At 64.8% G+C, this 21854-nt stretch carries 20 protein-coding genes; 13 read left to right on the top strand and 7 right to left on the bottom strand.

Annotation, left to right across the window (positions count from 1 at the left end; genetic code table 11):
* The first annotated feature begins 16 nt into the window (after positions 1–16).
* From metX to AC6H42_RS01235, 4 genes are all read left to right on the top strand, one after another.
* Complete coding sequence (gene metX / locus AC6H42_RS01250) at positions 17–1114, top strand: homoserine O-succinyltransferase MetX (RefSeq protein WP_497547240.1); 1098 nt, start codon at positions 17–19, stop codon at positions 1112–1114.
* Complete coding sequence (gene metW, locus AC6H42_RS01245; RefSeq protein ID WP_057154350.1) at positions 1111–1722, top strand: methionine biosynthesis protein MetW; 612 nt, start codon at positions 1111–1113, stop codon at positions 1720–1722. Before metX ends, metW begins: the two co-directional genes overlap by 4 nt.
* A gap of 62 nt (positions 1723–1784) precedes the next feature.
* Entirely contained in the window at positions 1785–2657 is an 873-nt protein-coding gene (locus AC6H42_RS01240; protein ID WP_057154351.1) for a M48 family metallopeptidase, read from the top strand.
* A 1-nt stretch (position 2658) separates the two neighbouring features.
* Complete coding sequence (locus tag AC6H42_RS01235) at positions 2659–3585, top strand: pseudouridine synthase (RefSeq protein ID WP_497547237.1); 927 nt, start codon at positions 2659–2661, stop codon at positions 3583–3585.
* Between the two features lie 18 nt (positions 3586–3603).
* Here AC6H42_RS01235 and AC6H42_RS01230 read toward each other — a convergent pair whose 3' ends face one another.
* Together AC6H42_RS01230 and AC6H42_RS01225 are read right to left on the bottom strand one after the other, a co-directional pair.
* Positions 3604–6399, bottom strand: coding sequence for an Ig-like domain-containing protein (locus AC6H42_RS01230; RefSeq protein WP_497547236.1), 2796 nt, complete (start codon positions 6397–6399; stop codon positions 3604–3606).
* 92 nt (positions 6400–6491) lie between these two features.
* Complete coding sequence (locus AC6H42_RS01225; protein ID WP_057154354.1) at positions 6492–7265, bottom strand: exodeoxyribonuclease III; 774 nt, start codon at positions 7263–7265, stop codon at positions 6492–6494.
* 47 nt (positions 7266–7312) lie between these two features.
* On the opposite strand from AC6H42_RS01225, the gene pyrE reads away from it, so the two are divergent.
* The 3 genes from pyrE to AC6H42_RS01210 all read left to right on the top strand — a co-directional run bounded on the left by pyrE (position 7313) and on the right by AC6H42_RS01210 (position 9306).
* A complete protein-coding gene (pyrE, locus tag AC6H42_RS01220; protein ID WP_497547235.1) occupies positions 7313–7978 on the top strand; it encodes an orotate phosphoribosyltransferase in 666 nt (221 codons plus the stop codon).
* A gap of 85 nt (positions 7979–8063) precedes the next feature.
* Entirely contained in the window at positions 8064–8435 is a 372-nt protein-coding gene (locus tag AC6H42_RS01215) for a hypothetical protein (protein WP_057154356.1), read from the top strand.
* Positions 8436–8448: 13 nt separating this feature from the next.
* On the top strand, positions 8449–9306 hold the full coding sequence (locus AC6H42_RS01210; protein ID WP_057154357.1) for an alpha/beta fold hydrolase: 858 nt from the start codon (positions 8449–8451) through the stop codon (positions 9304–9306).
* 172 nt (positions 9307–9478) lie between these two features.
* On the opposite strand, the gene gatB is transcribed toward AC6H42_RS01210, so the two are convergent.
* From gatB to gatC, 3 genes are read right to left on the bottom strand one after another with little or no spacing between them, the layout of a single operon-like run.
* Positions 9479–10939 (bottom strand): Asp-tRNA(Asn)/Glu-tRNA(Gln) amidotransferase subunit GatB, encoded by a 1461-nt coding sequence (gene gatB / locus AC6H42_RS01205; protein WP_057154358.1) that lies wholly within the window; start codon positions 10937–10939, stop codon positions 9479–9481.
* Between the two features lie 24 nt (positions 10940–10963).
* The gene (gene gatA / locus AC6H42_RS01200; protein ID WP_057154359.1) at positions 10964–12445 is read right to left on the bottom strand and encodes an Asp-tRNA(Asn)/Glu-tRNA(Gln) amidotransferase subunit GatA; all 1482 of its coding nucleotides are present in this window, start codon (positions 12443–12445) and stop codon (positions 10964–10966) included.
* A 12-nt stretch (positions 12446–12457) separates the two neighbouring features.
* The gene (gatC, locus tag AC6H42_RS01195; protein WP_057154360.1) at positions 12458–12760 is read right to left on the bottom strand and encodes an Asp-tRNA(Asn)/Glu-tRNA(Gln) amidotransferase subunit GatC; all 303 of its coding nucleotides are present in this window, start codon (positions 12758–12760) and stop codon (positions 12458–12460) included.
* Between the two features lie 275 nt (positions 12761–13035).
* Between gatC and AC6H42_RS01190 the strand changes: the two genes are divergently transcribed.
* The 6 genes from AC6H42_RS01190 to AC6H42_RS01165 all read left to right on the top strand — a co-directional run bounded on the left by AC6H42_RS01190 (position 13036) and on the right by AC6H42_RS01165 (position 20435).
* Complete coding sequence (locus tag AC6H42_RS01190) at positions 13036–14079, top strand: rod shape-determining protein (RefSeq protein WP_056398240.1); 1044 nt, start codon at positions 13036–13038, stop codon at positions 14077–14079.
* A gap of 126 nt (positions 14080–14205) precedes the next feature.
* Positions 14206–15258 carry a rod shape-determining protein MreC gene (gene mreC, locus AC6H42_RS01185; RefSeq protein WP_497547234.1) on the top strand — a complete coding sequence of 351 codons (1053 nt, stop codon included), beginning with the start codon at positions 14206–14208 and terminating at the stop codon, positions 15256–15258.
* Positions 15255–15767 carry a rod shape-determining protein MreD gene (mreD, locus tag AC6H42_RS01180; protein ID WP_057154362.1) on the top strand — a complete coding sequence of 171 codons (513 nt, stop codon included), beginning with the start codon at positions 15255–15257 and terminating at the stop codon, positions 15765–15767. Before mreC ends, mreD begins: the two co-directional genes overlap by 4 nt.
* 19 nt (positions 15768–15786) lie before the next feature.
* Positions 15787–18069, top strand: coding sequence for a penicillin-binding protein 2 (mrdA, locus tag AC6H42_RS01175; RefSeq protein ID WP_082551680.1), 2283 nt, complete (start codon positions 15787–15789; stop codon positions 18067–18069).
* 9 nt (positions 18070–18078) lie between these two features.
* Positions 18079–19194 (top strand): rod shape-determining protein RodA, encoded by a 1116-nt coding sequence (gene rodA / locus AC6H42_RS01170; protein WP_057154363.1) that lies wholly within the window; start codon positions 18079–18081, stop codon positions 19192–19194.
* Positions 19191–20435, top strand: a complete 1245-nt coding sequence (locus AC6H42_RS01165) for a septal ring lytic transglycosylase RlpA family protein (protein ID WP_497547233.1) — start codon at positions 19191–19193, stop codon at positions 20433–20435. The genes rodA and AC6H42_RS01165 overlap by 4 nt, the downstream gene beginning before the upstream one ends.
* Positions 20436–20441: 6 nt before the next feature.
* On the opposite strand, the gene AC6H42_RS01160 is transcribed toward AC6H42_RS01165, so the two are convergent.
* Together AC6H42_RS01160 and AC6H42_RS01155 are read right to left on the bottom strand one after the other, a co-directional pair.
* Entirely contained in the window at positions 20442–21128 is a 687-nt protein-coding gene (locus AC6H42_RS01160) for an SPOR domain-containing protein (RefSeq protein WP_497547232.1), read from the bottom strand.
* Between the two features lie 18 nt (positions 21129–21146).
* Positions 21147–21848, bottom strand: coding sequence for a type III pantothenate kinase (locus AC6H42_RS01155; protein WP_497547239.1), 702 nt, complete (start codon positions 21846–21848; stop codon positions 21147–21149).
* Between the last annotated feature and the right edge of the window lie 6 nt (positions 21849–21854).

Genomic DNA, 21854 nt, shown 5'->3' with positions numbered 1-21854 from the left:
CGTCTCGCCGAAAACCATGCATTTCGCGGAGCCGCTGCAGCTGCAAAGCGGCGCACAGCTGCGCGACTACATGCTCATGTATGAAACCTACGGCACCCTGAACGCGGACAAATCGAACGCGGTCCTGGTGTGCCACGCACTGAACGCTTCCCACCACGTGGCCGGCGTGTATGCCGACCAGCCCAAGAACGTGGGCTGGTGGGACAATATGGTCGGTCCGGGCAAGCCGCTCGACACCGACCGCTTCTTCGTCATCGGCGTCAACAACCTGGGCTCCTGCTTCGGCTCGACCGGGCCGATGCACAACAACCCGGCCACCGGCAAGCCGTACGGCGCCGCCTTCCCGGTCGTCACCGTGGAGGACTGGGTGGCCGCGCAGGCGCGCCTGGCCGACCAGCTGGGCATCGCGCAGTTCGCCGCCGTCATGGGCGGCTCGCTGGGCGGCATGCAGGCGCTGGCCTGGTCCATCATGCATCCGGAGCGGCTGCGCCACTGCGTGGTGATCGCTTCCACGCCCAAGCTGTCGGCGCAGAACATCGCCTTCAACGACGTGGCCCGCACCGCCATCCTGACCGACCCGGACTACCGTGGCGGCGATTTCTACGAGCACGGCGTGGTGCCGAAGAACGGGCTGAAAGTGGCGCGCATGATAGGCCACATCACCTATCTGTCGGACGACGACATGGCCGAGAAATTCGGCCGCAAGCTGCGCGGCGTGGAGGAATATAAATTCGGCTTCGGCATCGACTTCGAGATCGAATCCTACCTGCGCTACCAGGGCGACAAGTTCTCCGAGTACTTCGACGCCAACACCTACCTGCTGATTACCAAGGCGCTGGACTACTTCGATCCGGCGCGCCGCCACGGCGGCGACCTGGCCAAGACCCTGGCCGGCACCAAGGCCAAGTTCTTCCTGGCTTCCTTCACCACCGACTGGCGTTTTTCGCCGGAACGCAGCCGCGAAATCGTGCAGGCGCTGATCAGCAACCGGCGCGAAGTGACCTACGCCGAGATCGACGCGCCGCACGGCCACGACGCCTTCCTGCTGGAGGACGAGCGCTACATGAACATGGTGCGCGCCTATTACGAACGGGTTTGGAAGGAACTGGCATGACTTTTAACGATTTGAGCAGTGCCCGCCCGGACCTGGCCTTCATCGCGCACTGGGTGGCGCAGGGCTCGCATGTGCTGGACGTGGGCTGTGGCGACGGCGTGATGATGGACTACCTGCAAAGCGACAAGCGCTGCAGCGGCTACGGCATCGAGATTGCCGACGACAAGGTGCTCGAGAGCACCAGGCGCGGCGTACAGGTGGTGCAGCACGACATGGAAAACGGCCTCGGCCTGTTTGGCGACAATTCCTTCGACACCGTGCTGTGCCTGTCCTCGCTGCAGATGATGAAGCACGTCGAACCGCTGCTGCGCGACATCGTGCGGGTTGGCAAGGAGGCCATCGTGTCCTTCCCCAATTTCGCCTACTGGCCGCACCGCGTGGCGCTGCTGAAAGGCCGCATGCCGGTGTCCGAATCGCTGCCCTACGAGTGGTACGACACGCCCAATGTGCGCTGCGCCACCATCAGCGACTTCCGCGAACTGGCCGAGGAGCTGGGCCTGGAGGTGATGGAATGCGTGGCGCTGGCCGAAGGCAAGATCGTCACGGTGCTGCCCAACCTGCGCGGCGAGCTGGCGGTGTTCCGCCTGCGCAAGAAGGTCGCGCACTAAGGGCGCTTTATTGTATGCTATTGCCGATAGTTCCCTGTGAACGTTTCCTAAAATAGCACATCATGAAACACCTGAATCTTAAAGCCATTGCGCTGGCGCTGGCAGTCTGCAGCGCCGGCCTGCCTGCGGCCGCGCAGGACGGCATTCCCGTCGAAAGCATGTCGAGGATGCGCGGCCTGGCCAGCGCGGAGGAATTCGACGCCCAGTCCAAGCAGCAGTACTTGCAGCTGATGAGCGAGGCCCAAAAGAAAGGTGCGCTGCTGCCGGACAACGATCCGCAAGTGGTGCGCCTGCGCGCCATCGCGCGCCGTATCGTGCCGTTCGCCACGCGCTGGAACCCGGACGCGGCCAGCTGGAAATGGCAAGTCAACCTGCTGGACGCGCCCACCGTCAATGCCTTCTGCATGCCGGGCGGACGCATCGCCTTCTACAGCGGCATCCTCACCAAGCTCAACCTGACCGACGATGAAGTGGCCATGGTGATGGGCCACGAAATCGCCCACGCGCTGCGCGAGCATGCGCGCGCGCAGGCCGGCAAGAACACCGCCACCTCGGTGTTCTCGCGCCTGGTGGGGGCCGGCGCCGCGGCTTATTTCGGCGTCGATCCGCGCCTGGGCGAAGTGGGCAGCGACCTGTTTACCAAGGGCATGTCGCTCAAGTATTCGCGTGACGACGAGCGCGAGGCCGACCTGGTCGGCATGGACCTGGCGGCGCGCGCCGGCTACGATCCGCGCGCCGGCGAAGTGCTGTGGCAGAAGATGGGCAAGCAGAGTTCCGGCGCGCCGCCGGTGTTCATGTCGACCCACCCGGCCGGCAAGGAGCGCATCCAGCGCATGAACGAATCGCTGCCGCTGGTGATGCCGGTGTACGCGCGCGCCAAGGGCGTGCAGCAGGCGTCGCTGCCGCCGTACCGCACCACGCCCGCGCCGAACTGACATGCCGTCGCGCGACCAGGGGCAGCGCCAGGCCGCGCCGCCGTTGCCGATCCGGGACGGGGTGGCGCCGAGCTACCTGTGGCTGCCGGAGGGGGACTGGCCGGACATGCTGTCCTTCCTGCTGGCGCGCTATCCCGCCGTGACCGAGGCCGCATGGCGCGACCGCATGGCGCGCGGCGACGTGGTGGACGGCGAAGGCCGCCCGCTGCAGCCTGCCAGCCGCTACCGGCGCGGCATGCGCATTTTCTATTACCGCGAGCTGGAGCAGGCCGAAACGCCGATTCCGTTCCAGGAAGAGATCCTGTTCCAGGACGAGCACCTGCTGGTGGTGGACAAGCCGCACTTCCTGCCGATGACGCCGGGCGGCCGCTTCCTGCAGGAGACGCTGCTGGTGCGCCTGAAGAAGCGCACCGGCCTGCAGGACCTTACGCCCATCCACCGCCTGGACCGCGAAACGGCCGGCGTGGTGGTGTTCTCGTCCAATATCGCCAGCCGGGGCGCGTTCCAGTCGCTGTTCCAGAAGCGCGAAGTGCAGAAGGAGTACGAGGCGCTGGCGCCGCGTCTGAACGGGCGCGCGTTTCCCTTCACCTACCGCAGCCGCATGGTCGATGGCGAGAAGTTCTTTGTCATGCAGGAAGAGGCGGGCGAGCCCAATTCGGAAACCGTGATCGACGTGATCGAGCATGGCTATGCGGGCGGCGAGCACACCTTGTACCGGCTGTGGCCGCACACCGGGCGCAAGCACCAGCTGCGCCTGCACCTGGCCTCGCTCGGCATCCCCATCGTGAACGACGCCTTCTATCCGGTGGCCCTGCCGTGCAAGCAGGATGACGTGTCCCAGCCGTTGAAGCTGCTGGCGCGTTCGATTACCTTCCCCGACCCGGTGGGCGGCGGCATCCGCCATTACGAAAGCCGCCGCAGCCTGTAGCGGCAAAGCCGCCCCGGCTCAGAGCAGGGCGGCGATGTCGACGCTGGGCGCGCCGACCAGCACGATCAGGTGCGCATCCTGGTTCACGTAGATGTCGTGTCCGCCCAGCAGGTCGCTGATGGCGTTAAATCCCAGCAAGGCCACGTTGATCAGCGTGAGTTCATGCCAGCCTGCCGCGCCGGCCAGTTCGACGCGGCTGCTGGCCGCGCCCTCCACCGTCAGCAGGCCGTAGCCGGGAATGATGGACGTTGGCAGCTGCAGCGCGCCCAGCCCCGACAGGTTGCCCAGGCTGAAGGTGACGTTGCCGCCCAGCGTGATGGACTCGAAATTCTTGATGGTGCCGGTCAGATCGTTCAGGTTCAGCGAGTTCGACAGCACCAGCGTGTCGATCCCGGCGCCGCCGTCCAGCATGGCGGCGTCGGCGCCGGTCAGCGTCACGGTGTCGTTGCCGGCGCCCGCCAGCAGCACGGTTTCCGCGCCGGCGCTGAGCGTATCGTTGCCGCTGCTGCCGAACAGCGTCGGGCTCTTGCCGGCACCATACGGGTTGTCTGCGATATTGCCGGCGCGGTCGATCACCCGCAGATCGATGGTGCCGTGCGACTGGAGCGCCACGCCGGTGGCGTTCCAGCTGCCGTTGCTGGCCGCAGCCTGGACCCAGCTGCTGCCGTCGAGCGAATACTCGATGGATTCGTCTTCCTGCAGCGTACCCTCGTAGGTGCCGCTGATGGCGGTGTCGTTGCGGCTGAAGTTGTCGACGCTGGCGATGGCCGCCTGCGGCGCGCTGCGGTCCAGCGTCAGGTCGAAGCCGAGCGCGCCCGGCGCACTTTCCTGGCCTGCAACGTGATACTGCTTGACCAGGATCTTGCCCGCCAGGTAGGCGCCATCGTTCGGCACGCTGAAGCTGACGGTGCCGCCGTCGGCGCGCTGCTCGGCTGAGTAGCTTGCGCCGCCGTCGAGCGAGTATTTCCAGTAGCTGGCCGTGATGCCGCTGACTATGATGGCGGCAGCGCTGGTGACGCCGTCCCCGGCCGCGCCGGTATCGGAAATGGACAGCGTGGGCGGCAGCGGAATGACCTGGCTGTCGCCGTTGACCAGGAAGCCCAGCAGGTTGTCGCTGCCGGTGTAAGTGTTGTGCGCCAGGTCCTTGATCTCGCCGATGCTGCGCACGGTGTAGCTCTTGCCAGCGGCCAGCGGATTGAGCAGATTGATGGTCAGCACGCGCGTTTCGCTGTCGTAGGACAGATAGCTGTAGTCCGGTGCTTGCCCGTCGGCTGGGGGCGGGGTTTCAAAGCTAAGTTCCAGTACGCTGTCGTCGTTGCCGACGATGGCGATGCCGTTGCTGGCGATCCAGGCGATGTCTTCGCTGAAGGTGAGCGTGATGGTCTTCAGGCCGGGATCGACCGCCGGGCCGTTGTTGACCGGGGCGGTGTGGATGATTTCCGGGCCGCTGGTATCGATCACGATGTCGAGCGCGGTGCCGGTGCCGGCGCCCCGCGTGCCGAGCGCGTCGCTGGCGTAGGCCACCAGGTGGTGCGCGCCTTCGGCCAGCGTGTCGACGTCGATGTCGATGGCGCCGCCGTAAGCGCCCAAATCGTACGCCGTCAGCGTGTGGACGCCCACCACCTTGTCGCTGGCTTCATCGTAGATCTTGATGGTGTCGCCCGCCACCAGGCCGGCCAGGCCACGGATGTTGAGGTGCACTTCCGGCGTGGTGTCGCTGGTCAGGCCGTCGTTCGCATGCTGGCCGCTGTCGCTGCCGGCATCCAGCGTGACGCTGCGCTCGGCCAGCGAACCGGGCTTGCGCCCGTAGCTCACCGTGTTCCAGCCGCCGCTGCCGAAGTTGCCGGCGCCGTCCCTGACGGCGGCCGGATTCAGCGCCACGTCGCCGCCCGGCAGGCCTTCATTGCCCATGGTGACGATGGCGGTCCAGGTCTTGCCGTCGGCCGATGCCTGCAGACTGCTCAGCGTGCTGTTGTGCTTGCCGAACGCGTCCAGCGTCAGGCCGCTCACTTTTTCGGAGAACACCACGGTCAGCCGGGCCGACTCGCCGGCGCTGAGCGTTTCCTGGTCCAGCGAAATGCTGGAGATGACGGGCCCGGTGGTGTCGTAGGTGTATGCCTGGCTCAGCGCTTCGGTGCTGGCTCCGGCGCTGTTGCTGACGCGGGCGCGCAGCGTGCCGCTGGCGGCGATGGTGGCCTCATAGCTCCAGTTGTTGCCGCTGACGGTGGCCGTATGCCAGGTCTGGCCGTCGATCGATACTTCCACCTTTTCGCCGCTGCGCAGTGCGCCCTGGAAGGTGCCGCTGAAGTGCTGGTCGGCGATATTGGTGAGGAAGGGGCTGACGCTGCCCCAGCTGACCATCGACAGCGTGCTCACCACCGCCGTGGGCAGGGGCACCGCGGCTGCGCCGACGGTGAAGTTCAGTTTGCTGGCGTCGGCCAGTCCGGCGTAGGCCTGGCCGGTTTCGCCCAGCAGCACGCCACTGCCCATCTGCACGCTGTAGCTGAGGCCGGCCTTCAGGTCGGCGCTCGGGTTGATGGTGACCTGGTTGCCGTTGATCGTCACCTGGCTGGCGTCGGCGATGCTGATGGTGCGGGTGTCGGTGGCGCCGACCAGGCGCGTGTGCAGCAGTCCGTCGCGGCCCATATAGGTCTGGGTGGCGCCGTCGCTGATGGTGATATAGCCGCTGCCCGCGCGCATGGCTGCGCTGAAATTCAGGACGATGTTGGCCCCGGCATGGACGGAGCCGGTATTGTCGGCGGGCGTGGCGGAAGTCAGGACGGGCGTGGAGGCCGTGGGCGTGGCGATGGGCATGGAATTGGAAAAGGCAGGGGCAGGGGCAGGAGTGCTACCGTATGGTATCAATAAAGTAGCCCCGCAGCATCAAATTTTACATATGAGTAATATCAATGCGGATGGTAGTCGATGATGAGCGGCGCATGGTCCGAGAAGCGCTCATCCTTGTAGATCGCCACCTGGTGCGCCTTGCTGGCGATGCCCTTGGTTGCCACGTGGTAGTCGATGCGCCAGCCGACGTTCTTTGCGTACGCCTGGCCGCGGTTGCTCCACCAGGTGTATTGTTCTTCGCGCTGGTCCAGGCCGCGGTGCACATCGACAAACCCCACCTCATCGAACACGCGGGTCAGCCAGGCGCGCTCCTCGGGCAGGAAGCCGGAATTCTTTTTGTTGCCCTTCCAGTTCTTCAGGTCGATCTCGTGGTGGGCGATATTCCAGTCGCCGCAGATCACCACTTCGCGGCCTTCCGCGTGCAGGTTCTTGAGGTGCTCGATAAAGGAATCCATGAAGCGGAACTTGGCTTCCTGGCGCTCCGGGCCGGACGAGCCGGACGGGCAGTACACCGAAATCACGGTCAGGGTGCCGAAATCGCAGCGCACGTAACGGCCTTCCGCGTCGAACTCCGGATTGCCGAAGCCGATCATCACCGCATCCGGCGCGATCTTGCTGTAAATGCCGGTGCCGGAATAGCCTTTCTTTTCCGCGTAGTGGAAGTGGCCGTGATAGCCGCCGGGGTTCAGGAACTCGGGCGTCATGTCGGTGGCGACCGCTTTTAGCTCCTGTACGCAGACGAAGTCGGCATCTTGTTTCGCCATCCAGTTGAAGAAGCCTTTGGTGGCGGCGGAACGGATACCGTTCAGATTTGCTGAAATGATTTTTGGCATAGGGGCACAGGGATTAAAATACAGGCACTTACTACTTACGAGGCAATATGAAAAATTTACGGCAAGAGTTTATCGCGTTTTCCGTGGCAACGGGAGTTTTGCGCTTTGGCGAGTTCACCACCAAGGCGGGGCGCCAGTCGCCGTACTTCTTCAACGCCGGCCTGTTCCATGAGGGCGCCACGCTGGCCCAGCTGGCCCAGTTCTACGCGCAGACCCTGCTGGAGTCCGGCGTCGAGTTCGACATGCTGTTCGGCCCGGCCTACAAGGGCATCACGCTGGCTTCCGCCACGGCGGTGGCGCTGGCCGGCAAGGGCCGCAACACCTCTTTCGCTTTCAACCGCAAGGAAGCCAAGGACCACGGCGAAGGCGGCACCATCGTCGGCGCCAAGCTGCAGGGCAAGGTTGTCATTATCGACGATGTGATCTCGGCCGGCACTTCGGTGCGCGAATCGGTGGCCATGATACGTGCCGCCGGCGCCGAACCGGCCGCCGTGCTGATCGCGCTGGACCGCATGGAGCGCGGCGCCAAGGATGGCGTGATGTCCGAACTGTCGGCCGTGCAGGAAGTGGCGCAGACCTATGGCATCCCGGTCATTTCCATCGGCAACCTGGATGACCTGTTTACCTACCTGTCCGGCGCGGCGGCCGATCCGGCCCTGCAGCAATATAAGGACGCGGTGGCGGCATACCGGGCCCAGTACGGCGTAGCCTGAGCAGCACGAACGCGCGGCGCTGTACTCTCGGCAAGCCTATGCTAGACTGTATTTTCTTTGCTGTAACATTGACGCTGGAGCAACAATGAACATCGCAACACTGAAGGTATATGGCGACGCCGATGCACTGGCCGACGTTCGCGACGGTTTGCCTGCCGAGCCGGACAGCGACTGGAAGAAGGGCGACGCGCGTCCGGACGGCCGGGTGCGCATCGATTCCGGTTTTTACGTCAACCTGGCCACCGACAAGAACCCCATGGTCCTGCTCAAGCAAGTGCACGGTTTCCTGGTGGAGTGCCAGGCGCGCGGCGTGTCGTTCGACGCGCCGAATATCGAGGCCGAACTGCGCATCGCGTATGTCGGCGATCCCGCTCCGGGCTCGCCGACCCTGGATTTCTCATTAGCGGAATTGACGCTGCTGACGGAAATGGGCATTACCCTCAGCATTACTTCTTAAAGCATACTTCTTCATGCGCTTCTCTGAAGACAGGCTGGCCCGTTTCAAAGGACGGGACGGAGTCGAGCGCACCATCCATATTTGGGAACCTTCCCAGCCGCGCGCGGTCATCATGGCGCTGCATGGTGCGCTGGCGCATGCCGGTGATTATGTCACCCCGGCTTTGTACTTCCGCAGCCACGGCATTGCCACCGCCAGTTTCGATATGTGCGGACACGACGGCAAGCGCCGCGCGGATATTCCCGATTTCGATATTTTCATCGATGAGGCGGAATTATTCCTGCAGTGGGTGAAAAAGCACTATCCGGATTTACCGGTATTTATCATGGGCCATTCCATGGGGGCGTTAATCGCCACCAGGGTCGGCCTGGAGCGTTTGCGCCGCAATGACGATGTGCAGGGATTTATTCTATCGTCGCCGTATTATGTAAATGCGGTAAAGATATCTCCGCTGCTGCAGAAAATGTCCGGCTTGCTGGCGCGGCTGGTTCCGACCATGAAAGTGCCGCTGGCTTCCTTTACCGATGTGCTGACGCACGATCCCGCTATTACTGCGCGCCATCACGCCGATGAAAGCGATGCCCTCCGGGCCACGGAACTGACCGTGCGTTTCGGCCATGCCTTGAGTGAAGCGCAAAAAGGACTGGCCGAAAAAATGCAGGGATGGCGCTATCCGGTTTTTGCCGTGGTGGCCGGTGACGACAAGCTCGCCGACGCCAAGGCGGCAGAAGCCATGCTGACTTCAATAGACAGTAGCCTGCTGCGTTATAGCTTCCAGCTGAAGAATTACCACGAGAATTTCAACGAAACGAATCGCGAAGAAATCTTCGCCGATATACTCGGCTGGATGCAGCCCCGCATCGGTTCCTGAATCGCCACGCCTGCCCTTAGCCCCGACCGCCGCATTACAGGCTGTTTTTGGCCAGACTTATGCCAGATTCTGGCGTGATCGTGCTCAAAACTGGCCGGATCGGCGCGCGGACTGCGGCGCTGGCAATAAAAAAAGGCGCCCGAAGGCGCCTTTGCGTTTGCCACCGAATAGATCAGCCGGCCAACTTCTTTTTCAGCAGTTCGGTCAGCTGGGCAGGATTGGCCTTGCCTTTGGAGGCTTTCATCGCTTGGCCGATCAGGGAATTGATGGCTGCTTCCTTGCCGGCGCGGTATTGCTCAACCGATTTCTCGTTTGCCGCCAGCACATCATTAACGATGGCTTCCAGCGCGCCGGTATCCGAAATCTGCTTCAAGCCTTTGGCATCGATAATGGCGTCCACCAGGTTTTCATCCGCCGAATTGGCTTCCCACATGGCGCTGAAGATTTCCTTGGCGATCTTGTTGGAAATGGTGCCGTCGGCAATACGCTTCAGCATGGCCGCCAATTGCTCCGGTTTCACCGGCGCTGCGCCGATATCGGTATTCTCGCGGTTCAGCGTGGAGGACACATCGCCCATTAGCCAGTTGGCTGCGGCTTTGGCATTTTCCTTGCCGGCCCTGGCAACGACGGCTTCGAAATAAACCGCCATGGCTTTGGACGAGGTCAGTATCAGCGCATCATATTCCGGCAGCGCGTATTCTTCGATAAAGCGCGTGCGCATTACGCCCGGCAATTCCGGCATATCGGCCTTGACACGCGAAATCCAGTCTTCGGAAATAGCCAGCGGCGGCAAATCCGGGTCAGGGAAATAACGGTAATCCTGCGCGTCTTCCTTGCTGCGCATCTGACGCGTTTCTTTTTTATCCGGATCGTATAAGCGGGTCGCTTGCACCACGCTGCCGCCGTCTTCGATCAATTCAATCTGGCGGCGCACTTCAACGTGGACGGCTTCTTCGATAAAGCGGAAGGAGTTCAGGTTTTTAATTTCGCAGCGGGTGCCGAATTCGGTCGCGCCTTTCGGGCGCACGGACACGTTGATATCGCAGCGGAAAGAACCTTCCTGCATATTGCCGTCGCAAACGCCCAGCCACATGACCAGGCCGTGCAGCGCCTTGCAGTAAGCCACGGCTTCGGCCGCGCTGCGGATTTCCGGCTCGGACACGATCTCCAGCAGCGGCGTGCCGGCGCGGTTCAGGTCGATGCCCGACATGCCGTGGTAGTCCTCGTGCAGCGATTTGCCGGCGTCTTCTTCCAGGTGGGCACGGGTCAGGTTGACGGTCTTGGTGACGAACTTGCCGTCCTTCTCGTAGCCGAAGGTCAGCGCGCCGCCCTGGACCACCGGGTCTTCGAACTGGCTGATCTGATAGCCTTTTGGCAAGTCCGGGTAGAAGTAGTTCTTGCGCGCGAAGATGGACTGCGGCGCGATCTTGCCGCCCACGGCCAGGCCGAAGCGGATGGCGCGGTCCACCGCCATCTTGTTCATCACCGGCAGTACGCCCGGCAGCGCCAGGTCGACCGGGCTGGCCTGCGTGTTCGGCTCGGCGCCGAACTTGATCGGCGAGCCGCTGAAGATTTTCGATTCGGTAGTGAGCTGCACGTGGTTCTCAATACCGATGACGACTTCCCATTCCATGTTTCTGTTCTCTCTAGTAAGGGATTAGATGCCGCTCGGGGCCTGCTTGTGCCACTCAGTTGCTTGCTGGAACTGGTGCGCCACGTTCAGCAGCTTGGCTTCGGCAAAGTAGTTGCCGATGATCTGCAGGCCGACCGGGCGCTGGCCGTTCTTGTCGCCCTGGCCGAAGCCGCAAGGGATGGACATGCCGGGCAGGCCGGCCAGGCTGGTGGACAGGGTATAGATGTCGGCCAGGTAGTTGGCCACCGGGTCGGACTTGGAACCCAGGTCCCAGGCCACGGTCGGGGCCACCGGGCCCATGATGACGTCGCATACCGCGTTCGGGCCGTTCAGCACGGCTTCGAAGTCCTGCGCGATCAGGCGGCGGATGCGCTGCGCCTTCAGGTAGTAGGCGTCGTAGTAGCCGTGGCACAGCACATAGGTGCCGACCATGATGCGGCGCTGCACTTCCGGGCCGAAACCTTCGGCGCGGGTCTTCTTGTACATGTCCTGCAGGTCCTTGTAGCCGTCGGCGCGGTGGCCGAAGCGCACGCCGTCGAAGCGCGACAGGTTGGACGAGGCTTCCGCCGGGGCGATCATGTAGTAGGCGGGGATGGACAGCGCGGTGTTCGGCAGCGAAATGTCGACCAGGATCGCGCCCAGTTCCACGTACTGCGCCAGCGCGGCGCGCACCGCCGCTTCCACGTCGGCTGCCAGGCCTTCGCCGAAGTACTCTTTCGGCACGCCGATGCGCAGGCCGGCCAGCGGCTTATCCAGGTCGCGCGCGAAGTCTTCCTCAATACCGCCTTGTTCCGGCGTCAGGCTGGTCGAATCGCGCTCGTCGAAGCCGGCCATCGCGTTCAGCAGCAGGGCGCAGTCTTCGGCGGTCCGGGCCATCGGGCCGCCCTGGTCCAGCGAGGACGCGAAGGCGATCATGCCGAAGCGCGAGACGCGGCCGTAGGTCGGCTTGATGCCGGTGATGCCGCAGAAGGCGGCCGGCTGGCGGATCGAGCCGCCGGTGTCGGTGCCGGTCACGCCCGGCGCCAGGCGCGCGGCCACGGCGGCGGCCGAGCCGCCCGAGGAGCCGCCCGGCACGGCCGCGTGGTCCCACGGGTTTTTCACGGGGCCGAAGGCCGAGTTTTCATTGGCCGAGCCCATCGCGAATTCGTCGCAATTGAGCTTGCCCAGGGTGACCATGCCGGCCGCGTTGAACTTCTGCACCACGGTGGCGTCGAACGGGCTGACGTAGTTGGCCAGCATTTTCGAGCCGGCGGTCGAGCGCCAGCCCTGGGTCACGAAGATGTCCTTGTGGGCGATCGGCACGCCGGTCAGCGCGGTGGCGGTGCCGGCGGCGATGCGCGCGTCCGCGTCGGCCGCTTGCGCCAGGGTCAGCGCACGGTCCACGTGCAGGAATGCGTTCAGCTCGCTTTTCTCGATGCGGTCCAGGAAATGCGTCGCCAATTCGGTGGCGGAAATTTCTTTGTTTTGCAGGAGCGTGGACAGCTCTTTAATGGTTTTGGTATGCATGGATATTATTTCTTAATCAATCACTTTTGGTACCAGATACAAGCCGTCTTCGGTTTTCGGCGCGACCGTTTGATAATGTTCGCGGCGATTCGGCTCGGTGGCCACGTCCTCGCGCAGGCGCAGGGCGATGTTGTTCATGTGGGCCGCCAGCGGGTGGCTCAGAGGGGCAACGCCGGCGGTGTCCACGGCCTGCATCTGCTCGGCCAGCGCGAAAATGCCGTTCAGCTGATCCAGGGCGGTTCCCGCCTGGGTTTCGCTCATTTCCAGTTGTGCCAGGTTGGCGATGCGTTTTACGTCGGATAGTGTCAGGGACATGGCGAGAAGCGCGGCGGAGCGCGCGGTTGTAGTATTGATAAAGAACTTGTAAATCCGGCTATTTGACCTTGAAAATCCTGCAATTGCCGCGTAATTTACGCGTTGCAGCGTCGCACTTTAGAGCCGATTAATGGTAAATAACATTCGAATTATAAGGTAGAATGGCGGGTTGATGCGTAGCTGGCGCCGTGCACCTTGTCGCACCGGCCGCCGCCGCCTCCACGGATACTCCCTATAACTGCCCGCGCGTGCGGGCAACGCGCCACAGGATACTCATGTTTGGTTTTTTACGCAGGTATATTTCCACCGATCTGGCCATTGACTTGGGCACGGCCAACACCCTGATTTATGTACGCGGTTCCGGCATTGTGCTGGACGAACCGTCGGTCGTAGCGATCCGCCAGGAAGGCGGCCCCAACGGTAAGAAGACAATCCAGGCAGTCGGCAAGGAAGCCAAGCAGATGCTGGGTAAAGTACCCGGCAACATCGAGGCGATCCGCCCGATGAAGGACGGCGTGATTGCCGATTTCACCGTCACCGAGCAGATGCTCAAGCAGTTCATCCGCATGGTGCACGACTCCAAATTCTTCCGCCCGTCGCCGCGCATCATCATTTGCGTGCCGTGCGGCTCGACCCAGGTGGAGCGCCGCGCGATCCGCGAATCGGCGCTGGGCGCCGGCGCCTCGCAGGTGTACCTGATCGAAGAACCGATGGCCGCCGCGATCGGCGCCGGCCTGCCGGTGTCGGACGCCACCGGCTCGATGGTGGTCGACATCGGCGGCGGCACCACCGAGGTGGGCATCATCTCGCTGGGCGGCATGGTATACAAGGGTTCGGTGCGCGTGGGCGGCGACAAGTTCGACGAAGCCATTGTCAACTACATCCGCCGCAACTACGGCATGCTGATCGGCGAGCAGACCGCCGAGGCGATCAAGAAGGCCATCGGTTCGGCCTTCCCGGGTTCGGAAGTGAAAGAGATGGAAGTCAAGGGCCGCAACCTGTCCGAAGGCATCCCGCGCTCGTTCACGATCTCGTCCAACGAGATCCTGGAAGCGCTGACCGACCCGCTGAACAACATCGTCTCGGCCGTCAAGAACGCGCTGGAACAGACGCCGCCGGAACTGGGCGCGGACATCGCCGAAAAAGGCATGATGCTGACCGGCGGCGGCGCGCTGCTGCGCGACCTGGACCGCCTGCTGATGGAGGAGACCGGCCTGCCGGTGCTGGTGGCCGAAGACCCGCTCACCTGCGTGGTGCGCGGCTCCGGCATGGCGCTGGAGCGGATGGACCAGCTGGGTTCCATCTTCTCCTACGAATGATCTGAGTAAGCGGGGCGGCCAGGAGCCGCCCCGCTGCTTTTTAAGCTGGTTTTTTTAGCTAAGGCCGTTAGGTGGCGCGCGAGCGCCGGATTTCGGTGGCGCGTGAGCGCCGGATTATTGGAAGTCATGGAATACAGTCCTCCGCCACTCTTCAAACAAGGCGCGCCGGCGCGCGTCAAGATGACGCTGTTCGCCTGCATTTCGATTGCTCTGTTGTTGGCCGATTCGCGCATGCACGCGCTGACGACAGTGCGGCAGGTGGTCGGCACCGTGCTCTACCCCCTGCAAATGGCGGCGCTCATGCCGCGCGACGCGCTCTACGGCGTGGGCGACTACTTCTCGTCGCTGTCGTCGCTGGAAAAGCAGGTGCGCGATTTGCGCCAGCAGCAGATCGTGACCGCGCAGGCTTTGCAGCAGGCGCAGCTCCACAGTACTGAAAACGCCCAGCTGCGCAAGCTGCTGGACGCGCGCAACCACGTGCCCGGCAAATCGATGCTGGCCGAAATCCTGTACGACGCGCGCGACAGCGCCAGCCGCAAGGTGGTGCTGGACCGTGGCGCGCAGGCCGGCGTGCAACTGGGCCTGCCGGTGATCGACAACCAGGGCGTGGTGGGGCAGGTGACGCGGGTGTTCCCGTTCACCTCCGAAGTCACGCTGCTGACGGACAAGGAGCAGGCCATCCCGGTGCAACTGCTGCGCAACGGCTTGCGCAGCGTGGCCTATGGACGCGGCCAGTCCGGCCAGCTGGACTTGCGCTTCATGGCGCCCAACGCGGACGTGCAGGTGGGCGATATCCTGATCACCTCCGGCATCGACGGCGTGTATCCGGCCGGGCTGGCCGTGGCGCGCGTGTCGCAGGTCGAGAGCAACGGCAACGGCGCCTTCGGGCGCGTGGTGTGCCAGCCGCTGGCCGGCATCCAGAATCACCGCCAACTGCTGATATTGATGTCGCCGCCGGACCTGCCGCCACGGCCGCCGGAAGAAGAACCGCTCAAGCCGGGCAAGAAGGGCAAGCCGGCCAAGGACGCCGTAGCGGCGCCGGCCCCGCCGGTTGCGCCGGCGGCCACCCCGGCGGCGGCACAGGGGGCAACGCCGCCCGCTGCACCGCCAGCAGCGCCGGCGGCGCGCGCTGCCGCGCCTGCCGCCGCTCCCGCCGAACCGAAGAAAGAAACGCGATGAATCGCCCCCATTACATCCTGCTGCCGGTCAGCCCGCTGTTCATCGCATTCAGCCTGCTGTGCGCTTTCCTGCTCAACCTGCTGCCCTGGGGCCACTTCGTCGGCGCGCCCGACTTTGTGGCGCTGACGCTGGTGTTCTGGGGCATCCACCAGCCGCGCAAGGTCGGCATCGGCACCGCCTTCTTCCTCGGCCTGCTGATGGACGTGCACGACGCCACCCTGCTGGGCGAAAACGCGCTGGCCTACACGCTGCTGTCCTACTTCGCCATCATGATGCACCGCCGCGTGCTGTGGTTCCCGATGATGACGCAAGCCATCCACGTGTTCCCGCTGCTGCTGATGGCGCAGCTGGTGCAGCTGATGGTGCGCTTCTTCGTGTCCGGAAAATTCCCCAGTTTCTGGTACTTCATCGAGAGCGCGGTGGCGGTGGCGCTGTGGCCGGTGATCTCCATGCTGCTGCTGGCGCCGCAGCGCCGCGCGGTGGACAAAGACCACACGCGCCCGATCTAGGGCCTGGATTTACCCTGCAATGACTGAACTCAAGAATACCGAACGCGAACTGCACCTGTTCCGCCTGCGCCTGTCGGCGCTCGGCCTGATGGTGTTTGTCTGCTTTGCGTTGCTGCTGGCGCGCTTCGTCTGGCTGCAGGTGCTGCACCACGACCACTACATGACGCAGGCGGAGGAAAACCGCATCGCCTTCGTGCCGGTGGTGCCCAACCGCGGGCTGATCGTGGACCGCAACGGCGTGGTCCTGGCCAGCAATTACTCGGCCTACACGCTGGAAATCACGCCGTCCAAGCTGCGCGTGCCGCTCGAGCAGGTGATCGACGAGCTGTCCAAGCTGGTTTCGGTGGAGGCCAAGGACCGCAAGCGCTTCCGGCGCCTGCTGGAAGAAACCAAGAGCTTCGAGGGCGTGCCGCTGCGCACCCGCCTGACCGACGAGGAAGTGGCGCGTTTCACGGCGCAACGCTTCCGCTTCCCCGGCGTGGAGATCCAGGCGCGCCTGTTCCGCCAGTATCCGCTGGGCGAGACGGCTTCGCACGTGCTGGGCTACATCGGCCGCATCAACCAGAACGAAGCCAAGGTGATCGAGGCGGGCGACGACGCGCGCAACTACAAGGGCACCGAGCATATCGGCAAGGAAGGCCTGGAGAAGAGCTACGAGAAGCAGCTGCACGGCATCACCGGCTACGAGGAAGTGGAAGTGTCGGCCGGCGGACGCGCCGTGCGCACCTTGTCGCGCACGCCCGCCACGCCGGGCAACAACCTGATCCTGTCGATCGACATCAAGCTGCAGAAGATCGTCGAGGAAGCCTTCGGCGAATGGCGCGGTGCGCTGGTGGCCATCGAGCCCGAGACCGGGGACATCCTGGCCTACGTTTCGCGCCCCGGCTACGATCCCAACCTGTTCGTGGACGGCATCGACAGCCAAAGCTGGAACGAACTGAATACCTCGCTCGACCGGCCCATGGTGAACCGGCCGCTGTCGGGCACCTATGCACCCGGCTCCACCTTCAAGCCCTTCATGGCGCTGGCCGCGCTGGAGCTGGGCAAGCGCACGCCGAGCCAGGCCATCGGCGATCCGGGCTACTTCTACCTCGGTGCGCACAAGTTCCGCGACGACGTGGTGGGCGGGCACGGTACGGTGGACTTGCGCAAGTCCATCGTGGTCTCCTGCAACACCTATTACTATGTCCTCGGCCGCGACATGGGCATCGACATGATCCACGACTTCATGAAACCGTTCGGCTTCGGCCAGCCGACCGGCATCGACCTGGAGAATGAAAAGACCGGCATCCTGCCGTCGCAGGCGTGGAAGCGCAACCGCTTCAAGAAAAATCCGCAGGCCGGCAAGTGGGTGGGCGGCGACACCATCTCCATCGCCAACGGTTCCGGCTACAACTCGTACACCCCGCTGCAGATCGCGCAGGCGGTGTCCATCCTGGCCAACAACGGCGTGGTGATGAAGCCGCACCTGGTGAAAATCGTGGAAGACGGCGCCACCCGCGCGCGCACGCTGACGGTACCCAAGGAGAGCTACCGCATCCCGCTCAAGCAGGAAAACATCGACCTGATCAAGGACGCCATGGTGGGCGTGACCAGCGAACCGGGCGGCACGGCTTACCGCGCCTTCACCAACGCCGGCTACACCGTGGGCGGCAAGACCGGCACCGCGCAGGTGGTGGCGATCAAGGCCAACGAGAAGTACAACGCGGCCACGCTGAACGAGCGCCTGCGCGACAACGCGCTGTTTACCGCCTTTGCGCCGGCCGACAAGCCGCGCATCGCGCTGGCCATGGTGGTGGAGAACGCGGGCTTCGGCGGTGCGGCCGCCGCGCCCATCGCGCGCAAGGTGCTCGACTACTACCTGCTGGGCAAGCTGCCGGCGAAGGACACCACCAAGGTGCCGAAGGAGGATGCGGAAGCCTTCGAACAGGTACTCGATCCGGTGGACGAGGAAGCCGCCGCCGAGATCAACGAGCAGCGCCGCGCCGCTGCCGCTCCCGCTCCCGGTGTCGCTGCGCCCGCGGCCCCCGCAGTCCCAGCGGCGGGTGTGGCTGGGACGGCGGGCAAGCCGGCCGCGGCACCCAAACCGCAGCCGGCGCAAAACCCGCCGCTGATCCAGACGCCGCCGCAGCAGCCACCGGCGGCGCCGCGCAAGCACGCCACCGTGGTGCCGCCGGCCGTCAAGCCTGCCGTGCAGCCGAACGCGCAGCCGCATGCGCAAGTGCCTGCGCAGCAGCCGGCCGCAGCGCCGCCGGCCGTCGTGCCGCCTGCGCCGCCCGCGCAGCCGCGCAAGAAAGAATAAGGAACGCCTATGCGTATTAACGAAAGGCGTTCGCTGTGGCGCCGCATGAAACCCTACCTGGCCGTGTTCGACGGTCCGCTGCTGCTGATCATTACCTTGCTGCTGGCCACCAGCCTGGTCACCCTGGTATCGGCCAGCATCGGCATTCCGGGCAAGATGGAAGACCAGGTGCGCAATATCTGCATGTCCTTCCTGATGATGTGGATGGTGGCCAACGTGTCGCCGCAGATGATGATGCGCATCGCGCTGCCGGCCTACGTGATCACGGTGGCGCTGCTGCTGGCGGTGGCGCTGTTCGGCACCATCAAGCTCGGTGCGCGGCGCTGGCTGCACATCGGCGTGGTCGATATCCAGCCGTCCGAATTCGCCAAGATCGCCGTGCCGCTGATGCTGGCCTGGTTCTTCCAGCAGCGCCAGGGCACGCTGCGCTGGCACTCGTACGCCATCGCGGCGGTGCTGCTGGTGATACCGGTGTTCCTGATCGCGCGCCAGCCCGACCTGGGCACCTCGCTGCTGGTGGTGATGGCCGGTTTCTGCGTGATCTTCCTGGCCGGCCTGTCCTGGAAGGCGTTGCTGGCGCTGGCGCTGGCCGCCGGCGCCAGCTTGCCGGTGGCCTGGTCCATGATGCACGACTATCAGCGCGAGCGCATCATGACGCTGATCGACCCCACCACGGACCCGCTGGGCAAGGGTTTCCACATCATCCAGTCCACCATCGCCATCGGTTCCGGCGGCTTGACGGGCAAGGGCTGGAAAGAGGGCACCCAGGCCCACCTGGAGTTCATCCCCGAGCGCACCACCGACTTCATTTTCTCGGTCTATTCCGAAGAATTTGGCCTGGTGGGCAATATGTTCCTGATGCTGCTGTATCTGTTGCTGATCGGGCGAGGCCTGATGATCGCAGGGAACGCGCCCAACTTCTTCACACGCCTGCTGGCGGGAGCGGTCACCATGATTTTCTTCACCTACGCATTCGTCAACATGGGCATGGTCAGCGGCATCCTGCCGGTGGTCGGCGTGCCGCTGCCTTTCATGAGTTACGGCGGCACCGCGCTGCTGACGCTGGGCCTCGCATCGGGCATCCTGATGAGCATCCAGCGCCACCGCAAGCTGGTGCAGACATGATGCGCCGCCTGAACCCGGGCCCGGCCCGCAACGTCGGCCCGTGCGCCGTGCTGGCCGCGCTGCTGGCGCTGGCCGGCTGCGGCAGCGCGCCGCAGCAGCCGGCTCCCGCCGCCCGTCCGCCCGCCGCCAAGGCGCCGGCCAAGCCGCAGGAAGCGGGCGTGCCGGTGCTGCCGCCGGCGAATTCCGGCCGTGGCGGCTACTACCAGGACGACGGTCCGGGCGAAAACCCGCCGTCGAACCTGATGGCGACGCCGGACGCGGAAGTGCGCAACGAGCCGCCCAATCCGCGCAACAGCAAGCCCTATGTCGTGTTCGGCAAGACCTACACGCCCATCACGGACCTGAACAAGCCTTTCGTTCAGCGCGGCCTGGGCACCTGGTACGGCAAGAAATTCCATGGCCAGCGCACGTCGTCCGGCGAGATTTACGACATGTACAAGATGTCGGCGGCCCATCCGACGCTGCCGATTCCATCCTACGCCAAGGTGACCAACCTGGACAACGGCAACCAGGTGGTGGTGCGTGTGAACGACCGTGGACCGTTTCATTCGACGCGCGTGATCGATGTGTCCTACACGGCCGCGCTGAAGTTGGGCTTGCTGGGCAAGGGCAGCCACCAGCTGGAAGTGGAGCGCATACTGCCGGCGGAAGTGGAGCGCATCAATTCGGCGCGCGGTAAGGACAGTGGCAAGGACAAGGCCGCCGTAGTGGCCGCGCCGGCGCAGATGCCGCCGCCCAAGCCGCGCGCGCCGGTGGAGACGGCCGCGATACTGTATCCGGCGCCGCCGTCCGGCGCTGCGGCGGCCCCGGCCGCCGGCGCATCGGCTGCTGGCGCGGTAGCGGCCGATGCCGCTTCGGCCTTGCAGCCCCTGCAGGCGATGCCGCGCGCGGCGCCGTTGATACTGACGCCGGTGAGCGGCGCCGAAGCCGGCGTGTCCGCAGCGGCGTTGACGCTGCCGGCCGGCGGCGGCGCGCCGGCCGCCGCAACGCCCGCCGCCGCCGTCCCCGCTGCGGCCGGCGGCTTCTATCTTCAACTGGGTGCGTATGGCCGCAAGGAGAACGCCGAAGCGGTGCGCGCCAAGCTGGCCATGGACGGCGCCTTGAATGGCCTGGAGATCGTGCCGTCCGGTGAAGTGCACCGCCTGTACGCTGGGCCGTATGCCAGCCGCCAGGACGCCGCGCAGGCCATCCCCGGCCTGCCGTCCTCGATGGGGCTGAAGCCCCTGATTATCCAGCGCTAGCCGAAGTTACTTGCAGCTGCGGCCTTCCTGGTTCGGAAAGGCTTTCAGCTTCTCGTCCAGCTGCGCCTTGACGTCGGCGCCGATGTCGTGGAACTGGAAGGCCAGCAGCTTGCTGCCGCCCATGCGCGGCGCCACGCGGGCGCTGTGCACCCCTTGCTTTTGCAGCATGGCCAGCTGGCTTTGCGCCGCCGCTTCCGTCTTGAACACGCCCAGCGAAACGGCCCAGCGCATGGCCGGGCTGTCGGACATGACGAAGTAGTTGGTGACCCCCAGCGCGCGCAGCTCGGCGGTTTTCCTGTCGGCCGCTTCCTTGCTGCCTTGCGAAGGGATGTGCACGATGTAGCTGGAGATCTCGGTGCCCGGCATGTTGCGGCGGGCCTGGCGGTCGCCCAGCTCCAGCGGCGCCACGGCCGCCTCGAAGCGGCGCGCATCGGCCAGCGCGAAGTTGCCCACCTCGTAGCAAGCCACCGCTTCGGCATTCTTTTGCGGCGGCGCCGCGGCGGCCGTCACCGGTGCGGCCACGGCGGCGGTTGCCCTGGCCGCCGGGATCACCACCAGCTTGTCCGCGTTCTGCTGGTTCTTCAGGCGCGCCGGTTCGCGCTCGTTGCCGCTGAAGTGGCCGAGATAGCCCTGCCCGTAGGCGTACAGCACGCCGTTCACAGCAAGTAGCAACCAGAAGATAAGTTTCAGCACGGGCGTTCCTGCACGAGATTAAGGCCGGGCGCTGCCGGCGGCAGCCTGCAATCCGATCAGCACGATGTTGTCCACCAGGCGGTGCGGGATTTGCGCCGGCAACGCGGGCGCGATGTAGGCCGCCGCGCCGCCCGAAATCAGGCAGGCTTCGGCCTGGTGCAGCGCGCACGCATGTTCGATGGCGCCCGCCTGCGCGGCCAGCAGCCCGCTCAGGATGGCGTCGTCGGTGTTGTCGGCGAATCCAGAGGGCAGCTTACCGCCTTGCGCTATCTGCGGCAACTGCGCCGTGTTGCGCGCCAGCGAAGTGGCCATCAGGCCGAGGCCGGGCAAGATCATCCCGCCCAGGAAAATGCCGTCGGCCGTGACCGCGTCGATGGTGGTGGCGGTGCCGCAGTTGGCCACGATGACGGCCTGGCCGGGCGCCAGCGCATGCGCGCCGATGGCGGCGGCAAAGCGGTCGCAACCCAGCTGGGCAGGATTGCGGTAGCCGTTCTTCACGCCCGCGCGCTCGGCCACGGAGGCGAACCATTCGATGGCATCGGGTGTGCTCAGCAGGGCGCCGGCGGGCGGCTGCGCTGCGCCGGCAAGGCCGGGTGCAGCCGCGGCGCCGGATAAGGCGGACGGCGCTGCGTCAGGCGCGGAAACGGCATCGGCGCCGGTGGTGAGCATGTGCGTCAGGCGGTCGCGCAGCGCGGCGCCGGCGACGTTGGCGGCCAGCACGCCGGT

Source organism: Massilia sp. NBRC 108631 (assembly GCF_059704565.1).
The sequence above is the reverse complement of the archived record's forward strand: the minus strand, read 5'-3'. Positions and strand labels throughout refer to the sequence as shown.

Coding starts and splice junctions, on each gene's coding strand:
- AC6H42_RS01235 (WP_497547237.1), top strand. CDS start 2,659: ATGCCGTCGCGCGACCAGGGGCAGCGCCAGGCCGCGCCGCCGTTGCCG.
- rodA (WP_057154363.1), top strand. CDS start 18,079: ATGCGTATTAACGAAAGGCGTTCGCTGTGGCGCCGCATGAAACCCTAC.
- mreD (WP_057154362.1), top strand. CDS start 15,255: ATGAATCGCCCCCATTACATCCTGCTGCCGGTCAGCCCGCTGTTCATC.
- metX (WP_497547240.1), top strand. CDS start 17: ATGCATTTCGCGGAGCCGCTGCAGCTGCAAAGCGGCGCACAGCTGCGC.
- AC6H42_RS01225 (WP_057154354.1), bottom strand. CDS start 7,265: ATGCCAAAAATCATTTCAGCAAATCTGAACGGTATCCGTTCCGCCGCC.
- AC6H42_RS01210 (WP_057154357.1), top strand. CDS start 8,449: ATGCGCTTCTCTGAAGACAGGCTGGCCCGTTTCAAAGGACGGGACGGA.
- gatC (WP_057154360.1), bottom strand. CDS start 12,760: ATGTCCCTGACACTATCCGACGTAAAACGCATCGCCAACCTGGCACAA.
- AC6H42_RS01190 (WP_056398240.1), top strand. CDS start 13,036: ATGTTTGGTTTTTTACGCAGGTATATTTCCACCGATCTGGCCATTGAC.
- mrdA (WP_082551680.1), top strand. CDS start 15,787: ATGACTGAACTCAAGAATACCGAACGCGAACTGCACCTGTTCCGCCTG.
- AC6H42_RS01215 (WP_057154356.1), top strand. CDS start 8,064: ATGAACATCGCAACACTGAAGGTATATGGCGACGCCGATGCACTGGCC.
- gatA (WP_057154359.1), bottom strand. CDS start 12,445: ATGCATACCAAAACCATTAAAGAGCTGTCCACGCTCCTGCAAAACAAA.
- AC6H42_RS01165 (WP_497547233.1), top strand. CDS start 19,191: ATGATGCGCCGCCTGAACCCGGGCCCGGCCCGCAACGTCGGCCCGTGC.
- AC6H42_RS01240 (WP_057154351.1), top strand. CDS start 1,785: ATGAAACACCTGAATCTTAAAGCCATTGCGCTGGCGCTGGCAGTCTGC.
- AC6H42_RS01230 (WP_497547236.1), bottom strand. CDS start 6,399: ATGCCCATCGCCACGCCCACGGCCTCCACGCCCGTCCTGACTTCCGCC.
- mreC (WP_497547234.1), top strand. CDS start 14,206: ATGGAATACAGTCCTCCGCCACTCTTCAAACAAGGCGCGCCGGCGCGC.
- metW (WP_057154350.1), top strand. CDS start 1,111: ATGACTTTTAACGATTTGAGCAGTGCCCGCCCGGACCTGGCCTTCATC.
- pyrE (WP_497547235.1), top strand. CDS start 7,313: ATGAAAAATTTACGGCAAGAGTTTATCGCGTTTTCCGTGGCAACGGGA.
- gatB (WP_057154358.1), bottom strand. CDS start 10,939: ATGGAATGGGAAGTCGTCATCGGTATTGAGAACCACGTGCAGCTCACT.